General features: G+C 51.2%; 7 protein-coding genes. 5 read left to right on the top strand and 2 right to left on the bottom strand.

Features of this window, described 5'->3' with window-relative positions; genetic code table 11:
- The 5 genes from H8K47_RS18165 to H8K47_RS07970 all read left to right on the top strand — a co-directional run.
- On the top strand, positions 1 to 180 hold a 180-nt coding region (locus H8K47_RS18165), incomplete at its 5' end, for a hypothetical protein (RefSeq protein ID WP_222612747.1).
- A gap of 298 nt (positions 181 to 478) precedes the next feature.
- Positions 479 to 1624: a matrixin family metalloprotease gene (locus H8K47_RS07985; RefSeq protein WP_186880870.1), complete on the top strand. Its 1146-nt coding sequence runs from the start codon at positions 479 to 481 to the stop codon at positions 1622 to 1624.
- 270 nt (positions 1625 to 1894) lie between these two features.
- Positions 1895 to 2251 carry a divalent-cation tolerance protein CutA gene (gene cutA / locus H8K47_RS07980; protein WP_186880869.1) on the top strand — a complete coding sequence of 119 codons (357 nt, stop codon included), beginning with the start codon at positions 1895 to 1897 and terminating at the stop codon, positions 2249 to 2251.
- Positions 2238 to 4031, top strand: a complete 1794-nt coding sequence (dsbD, locus tag H8K47_RS07975) for a protein-disulfide reductase DsbD (protein ID WP_408057865.1) — start codon at positions 2238 to 2240, stop codon at positions 4029 to 4031. Before cutA ends, dsbD begins: the two co-directional genes overlap by 14 nt.
- Positions 4032 to 4150: 119 nt before the next feature.
- The gene (locus H8K47_RS07970) at positions 4151 to 4789 is read left to right on the top strand and encodes a peroxiredoxin (RefSeq protein WP_186880867.1); all 639 of its coding nucleotides are present in this window, start codon (positions 4151 to 4153) and stop codon (positions 4787 to 4789) included.
- Between the two features lie 75 nt (positions 4790 to 4864).
- Here H8K47_RS07970 and H8K47_RS07965 read toward each other — a convergent pair whose 3' ends face one another.
- The gene (locus H8K47_RS07965) at positions 4865 to 5401 is read right to left on the bottom strand and encodes a GNAT family N-acetyltransferase (protein ID WP_186880866.1); all 537 of its coding nucleotides are present in this window, start codon (positions 5399 to 5401) and stop codon (positions 4865 to 4867) included.
- A 120-nt stretch (positions 5402 to 5521) separates the two neighbouring features.
- A complete protein-coding gene (gene sbcB, locus H8K47_RS07960) occupies positions 5522 to 6958 on the bottom strand; it encodes an exodeoxyribonuclease I (protein WP_230405082.1) in 1437 nt (478 codons plus the stop codon).
- Between the last annotated feature and the right edge of the window lie 20 nt (positions 6959 to 6978).

Genomic DNA, 6978 nt, shown 5'->3' with positions numbered 1-6978 from the left:
ATTGGAAAGGCTACCATTGCAACCATTCAGCCGCATCGGCGAACTACTGCCACACAACTGGAAGCTTGCTCAATAATTTCCATCATCCATATCAGAACCGGTCAACCTGTGATGACCGGGCGCTTACGCTTGGCTTTGCGGCTCGTCGAAGCAATCAAAATGACGCACGACTACCACTAACTTGGCGCAGCATGTAAACCTTGCGCCATTCCAGTTTTTTTACTCAACACAGTAAGAGGCAATCTCCAGGTAGGGCGCATCCTGATGCGCCGCATGGGAATGACTTTCATACCAATTCATTCAAGCATGGTTTGTTCAATTAGGTTGTAGATTGGCCTTGTTTGACCTTTTCTCGTTTGGAGGATCAGGGCGTTTAGCCTTACGATAGGGCTGTTGGTGATTTGATCCATCTTAACGGCGGTAGCTAATTCATGTGACGCATCGTGAAGTGCCCTATTTGTGCGGGTTACGGCCTTGATTGAGTCCATCAAATATCAAAGGTCATCACAACCATTTCCATGTCTATTTGAAAGTGCCAAAACCGTTAGAAATAGGCGGCGCTAAGAAACTAACATTGGACAGCGCGAGTGCCTCAGGCAGTACCTTTAAAGATGCCGGAACCAATTTGTCGCCTCAAGAACAATTGGAGGCGCTGAAAATTTATGCGAATTCTGTAATCTCACCTAAGGAACAAATGATGTTCGAGTTAGATAATGTCCATAACTATGTTGTAGAAGCAACTCAAGCTCAAGCGGTGAAATCTCAATCGATAGAGTCATCATCCGGAAAAAATAAGTTCAATTACATCATCTTAAATTGCCAACAAATTGAAAATAGAGAAGGAGCCGATCCACGCTCTGCTGATCGCGTTCTTGATCCTGCAATTTATGTAAGAATAATGGGAAATACGAATGAGAACCCAATTGATGAGGCACATTTGGATCCAATCCTTTTAACCGCTCCGAAACACGGTAAATTGAAGAAAATAAGAGCGAATAATGGCTACGGCTATTATTCGTATAATCCGGAGCCGGGTTTTCGTGGTCGTGATCTTGTTGAATTTTCAGTAGAGGCGAATGGGAAAATTTATAAAGTCATCTTAAACTTGGTGATCGTGAATATTGCTGATGATTCGGAAAATCAAAAAGTTTGCCCAACAATAAAAATGAAGAAGGTTGCTTTCTTGAATAGCTGGGAACCACTTTCGTCCGTTTCTGTTCAGTTAGGAAAAGTTGATGAGAAAAGCTTAGGCGAAACGTTTGGAACTGGTACTGGTGCCCAAATCACCCTGGATACCAACGCCGCAGGTCACGGCTGGTTCATCGACAGCACACCAGATCAAAACGACGAGTTCTTACCGACTTCCAATCCTGACGTCTGGATCGCCAAAGCAGGTTCAGCCGCCGATGGCAAGATGGATATGCTCTCCGTACTTCTGCATGAATATGGGCATGCTTTGGGCATAGAACACAGTGGCGATGATGGCGATTTCATGGCCGCCAGTCTGCAGTCGCTTGAACGTCGTTTGCCTCGCGCAGAAGAGTTGGGTTTGGTGTCCTTGTATCGACTCCGTCGTGCTGACTATGGTTGGACTTTGGATGCCGGGCATACGCGATGGGTGTGACGGCTTGACCTGACTGCCAGCTTGCGCGTTGCGACCTAATCCTTCGCCGTGAAACGAGGTGACCGTAACTGAGCTTCACCGTCGCCAAAAAAAGTACACAATGCCGATGGCAGCGAATCCTGCAGCATCCATCAGCAGCAAGCCGTCAATGACGGCTATGGTCTGGTCACGGCTCCCCGCCATGCATACAAGAAGACCTTACGCTTATTCGTACGTGCCTAAGCGACACTTGTTACAATACCGGACTTCTTTCTTCCCTATGGTGCTGACATGTCGACTCAGACCACATCAGTTTTGCTGGTGATGACGAATTGCCCGGATCGCGCCAGCGCTTTGCGTATCGCGCAGGCTTTGCTGGAAAAAAGCCTGGTTGCTTGTGTGAACGTTTATCCGGAAATGCTGTCACTGTACAACTGGCAGGGAGAACAGGAACAAGCCCCGGAAGTGGCTTTGCATTTGAAAACCAGGGCTGAACTCTATCCTCAGCTGGAACAGGCGATCATCGCGCTGCACCCTTACCAAATACCGGAAATCATCGCCATCCCCGTCGTTCAGGGCTTACCCGCCTATCTGGATTGGGTACAGGCAGAAACAGGAAATAATCACTATGCGTATGACAAGCAGTAACTTCTCTTTGCCCGCGTTCTGGCGGGTCCTGCAGGCAGCCATGATGGCTTTGCTATTGAGCTGGCTACAACCAGCGATGGCAGAAGATTTTCTTGATCCTGAAGTCGCGTTTAAGGTCAATGCAGTCATGGTTGAGCCCGGTGTAACTGAAGTCACTTTCACCATCGCCGATGGCTATTATCTGTACCGCGAGCGTCTGAAATTCAGTTCCGAGCAAGCGAAGCTGGGCGAGCCTGTGCTGCCTAAGGGCAAAGTCAAATTTGACGAAACCTTTAACAAAGAAGTGGAAACCTATCGCGAAAAGCTGGTGGTACGTATTCCGGTGCAGGCTGATAAGGATTTCGTACTGAAGGTAGCGCGCCAGGGCTGCGCGGATCTGGGTTTATGCTATCCACCGATGGAGAGTGAGTTCCCACTCAGCGTCAGTGCTAGTAATAATGCGGGATCCGCCAATGTGGCTGCAGGCGCCGCACCGTCAAAAGCCGGTGCAGCTGCTGCGACAGATAACGAGAGCAGCAGCATCAGCGCTGCTTTGAAGAGTGGCAAGCTGGTGGTGATTCTGCCGCTGTTTTTCCTGCTCGGCCTCGGACTGTCGCTGACGCCTTGTGTACTGCCTATGGTGCCTATTCTGTCTTTCATCATCGTCGGTGAAGGTGCGGGTGTGAGTCGTATGCGCGGCTTCCTGCTGTCGCTGGCCTATGTGCTTGGGATGTCGCTGGTCTACACCGGCATGGGCGTCGCTGCTGGCCTGGCTGGAGAAGGCTTGGCGGCAACTTTGCAAAATCCTTGGGTGCTGGGTGCATTCTCTGCGCTAATGGTGTTGCTGGCCTTGTCCATGTTCAATGTCTATCAATTACAGATGCCTGCGGCCTTGCAGACTCGCCTGACCCAGGTGTCTGAAGGCCAGCGCAACAGTAAGGCAGGCAAGCTGATCGGCGTATTCCTGATGGGCGCGATTTCTGCCCTGATCGTCGGTCCTTGCGTGACTGGCCCGCTGATCGGCGCGCTGGTCTACATCAGCCAGACCCGTGACGTCTTAGTCGGTGGTGCGGCGATGTTTGCGATCGCCATCGGTATGGGTGTGCCTTTGCTGTTAATCGGTATTTCAGCCGGTAGCCTGTTACCAAGAACCGGTATGTGGATGGAATACATCAAACGCTTCTTTGGTGTGCTGATGTTGGGCATGGCCTTGTGGATGATTTCTCCAGTGATTCCGGCCTGGTTGCAAATGACGGGCTGGGCGCTGTTATTGCTGGCTTATGCGGCTTATCTGTTGTGGATACAGCGTTCGGGCCTGTTAGCGAAAGCTTTTGGCCTGCTGTTCGGTTTGCTGGGCGCAATCCAGCTGGTGGGTGTGGTGACCGGCGGGCGCGATGTGTATGCGCCGCTGGCACACTTGCTGGGTACTCAGGTACACGGCGCCAGTTTCCAGCGTGTCAGAACAGTGGCTGAACTCGATGCCGCGCTGGCGCAAAACAAAGGCAAGACTGCGATGCTGGATTTTTATGCAGACTGGTGCGTGTCTTGTAAAGAAATGGAAAAGCTGACCTTCACCGATCCAGCCATCAAAGCGAAGATGGAAGCGATGCTCTTATTGCAGGTAGACGTGACTGCGAATAACGAGGATGATAAGGCACTGCTCAAGCGCTTTGGTCTGTTTGGTCCGCCGGGTATCATCTTCTTCAATCAACAGGCGCAAGAGATTGCGGGCAGCCGTGTGGTCGGCTATCAGAATGCAGAGAAGTTCCTGCAATCGCTGAGCAAAACCGATCAGCCTTAAGCGCTGGCTGGGCACTGAGATGCTTATAACTGTTTGTATATAAGCATCTCACTTATCTGTACTTGGATGCGCGGCCTCAGCAGTTTTATAGTGCAGTCTTGGTTCTTATGGAGAAAAACATGACTTTACGTTTAGGCGATATTGCACCGGATTTTGAGCAGGATTCCTCAGTTGGCCCTCTGAAGTTTCATGAGTGGGCCGGTAATTCATGGGTGGTGCTGTTTTCCCATCCTGCCGATTTCACACCAGTCTGCACCACCGAGCTGGGTCTGACTGCCAAGCTGAAACCGGAATTTGATAAACGCAATGTCAAAGCCATCGCCTTGTCCGTTGATGGCGCGCAATCGCATCTGGACTGGATTAAAGATATCGAAGAAACCCAGAACACTGTGGTGGGCTTCCCTATCATCGCCGATGCAGATCGTAAGGTCTCCGCGCTGTTTGACATGATACATCCTAACCAGTCCGAGACCGTGACGGTACGTTCGCTGTTCATCATCGATCCAAACAAAAAAGTCCGCCTGATCATCACCTACCCTTTGACCACTGGCCGTAACTTTGATGAAGTGCTGCGCGTGATCGACGCACTGCAACTGACCGATGGCTATACCGTGGCAACACCAGGCAACTGGCGCGATGGAGACGACGTGATTATTCCTTTGTCGATCAAAGATGAAGAAGTGATCAAACAAAAATACCCGAAAGGCTATCAGGCACCTAAGCCTTATCTGCGCATTACACCGCAACCGAATAAATAATTCGCGTCGCTGACAAAAAACGCCCGTCAAATTACTGACGGGCGTTTTTTTTTGAGTGCCGTCTCATCAGCGGTTTTAGCGCTGGCGCATGGCTGCCCACTCATCCCGCAGCAAGGCATACATCAGGATGTCGTGGTAGCTGGCCCGGTCGTATACTGCGCCGCGAGCGATGCCTTCCAGCTGAAAGCCGCATTTGATGGCGACCCGTTCAGAAGCTTTGTTGGCAGTATTCATATGAATTTCTAGCCGGTTTAGCAAGGTAGTATCAAACAGATAGTCGCGCAGCAGGGTTACGGCCTCGGTCATGATGCCTTTACCGCGTGTCTGATTGGTGAACAGAGAGTAGCCAATTTCCCTAGACTGAAAATAGGGCACGGTTTTGAAGTGAAAGACGCGACCCAGGATTTGATCGGACAGGTCGGCAATCACAAAAAACTCCATGTTCTCACGCGATTCCTGAGCATCCATTAAACGCTTTTCCATTACCGCAGGTAAGAACAATTCCTTGGACAGATAGTCGCCGCGGGATTCCGGCAAGTTCATCAAATGGACCAGGTGAGGAATTTCTTCTCTGCGTGGATAACGCAAATAAAAGCTGCTGCCTTGTATCACGGTGTCTCCTTCAAATCAAAAGTATAGCCCGAATGAATATGCGCCTTTCCAATCGAAATGTCTTGGAAAAGCGCATGAATGCTTGGTCTTTGTTTCTACGTTTAAGTTAATCTGGTCAGCTCAGCGCATAGGCGTGATGTGCTCGGCATAGTCATACAAGGCGCCCAGGATTTCTTCGCTACGCTCATCGGCCTCTTCAGATAAGGCATCGATGCGTTCAAAGAAGGCATCGACGGTCATAGCCTGACCAGCGCCGTCGTGTAAGCGTGCAGCGCGATGTTCTTCCCAGGCCAGGCTTTCTTTCTGGCTCAGACTGTCGGGGAAGTTACGGGCCCGATAGCGGAACAGTAATTCTTCCAGACGCTTGTCCTGAAATGCCAGCGAACGCTGTGCGATTTCTTCGCCGGATAATGCGCGCAGCTGATTCAACAGCTTGCGGTCAGCCGCACCGATAAAACCATTGTATAAATCCTCGTCCACATCATTGGCAACGCTTTGTGGACGATCAAACACGGCTTCCCAGATTGCCTGCATATCGGGGGCGGCAGCCGCCAGTTCGGCATGCGCGAGAATGCTACTCATATCGATGCCCCAATGTGCGGCGCGTTCTGCGCTCAGGGTATTGAGCTTGCTGATCACAATGGGCGATTTATTGATGTGGATGGTTTTCAGTGGCAAGCGGCTCACGCCTTCCGGCAATTCGCTGGCCTTACTGAACATCCTCAGCTGTATCTGCTCTGCCGACAGTTGAAACAATTCGCTTGGATCTGCCTGTAAATCCCAGACGATGATTTCATTCTTATTAGTTGGATGCATCGCCAGTGGCCATACTACGCTGATGCAGCCGCGTTCGGCCGGGATCATGCCACTCACATGTAGCAGCGGGCGGCGCTGCGGCCAGCCTATTTCTTCCATCACTCTTTCTTTTTTACGCAGACCGAGGCAGAAGTCAAACAGGCGCGGATTATTTTGTTTGACTAAGCGAGCCATGGCGATGGTGGCGCGCACATCGGACAGGGCGTCATGCGCGGCTGTATGCGCGATGCCATTGGCCTGAGTCAGATGCTCCAGCCGGAAGCTGGGCTTGCCTTCTTCATTCAATGGCCATTGTATGCCATCGGGGCGCAGCGCATAGGCGGTGCGTACCACATCGAGCAAGTCCCAGCGGCTGCAATTGTTTTGCCACTCGCGTGCATAGGGATCGATCAGGTTGCGCCAGAACAGAAAACGCGTGACTTCATCGTCAAAGCGTATCGTGTTGTAACCCACGCCGACGGTACCGCTTTGGGCGAAGGCAGCTTCTATCTGCTGTGCAAATTCGTTTTCAGGTATGCCGTGTTCCAGACAGGTTTGCGGTGTGATGCCGGTAATCAGGCAAGAGACCGGGTCTGGCAAAAAGTCGGGCGCAGGCTGGCAATACAGCATCAGCGCTTCGCCAGTTTCATTCAGCTCGGCATCCGTGCGTATCGCCGCGAATTGCGCCGGACGGTCGCGGCGCGGCACCGCGCCAAAGGTTTCATAGTCGTGCCAGAGAAAACTCAGTTCTTGATTCATCATGATAAATATCAGTACCTTTT

Source organism: Cognatundibacterium rugosum (assembly GCF_014284365.1).
Taxonomy (GTDB): domain Bacteria; phylum Pseudomonadota; class Gammaproteobacteria; order Burkholderiales; family Burkholderiaceae_D; genus Undibacterium; species Undibacterium rugosum.
This window is presented reverse-complemented; position numbering and strand designations above follow the sequence as displayed.

Coding starts and splice junctions, on each gene's coding strand:
- cutA (WP_186880869.1), top strand. CDS start 1,895: ATGTCGACTCAGACCACATCAGTTTTGCTGGTGATGACGAATTGCCCG.
- dsbD (WP_408057865.1), top strand. CDS start 2,238: ATGACAAGCAGTAACTTCTCTTTGCCCGCGTTCTGGCGGGTCCTGCAG.
- H8K47_RS07970 (WP_186880867.1), top strand. CDS start 4,151: ATGACTTTACGTTTAGGCGATATTGCACCGGATTTTGAGCAGGATTCC.
- sbcB (WP_230405082.1), bottom strand. CDS start 6,958: ATGATGAATCAAGAACTGAGTTTTCTCTGGCACGACTATGAAACCTTT.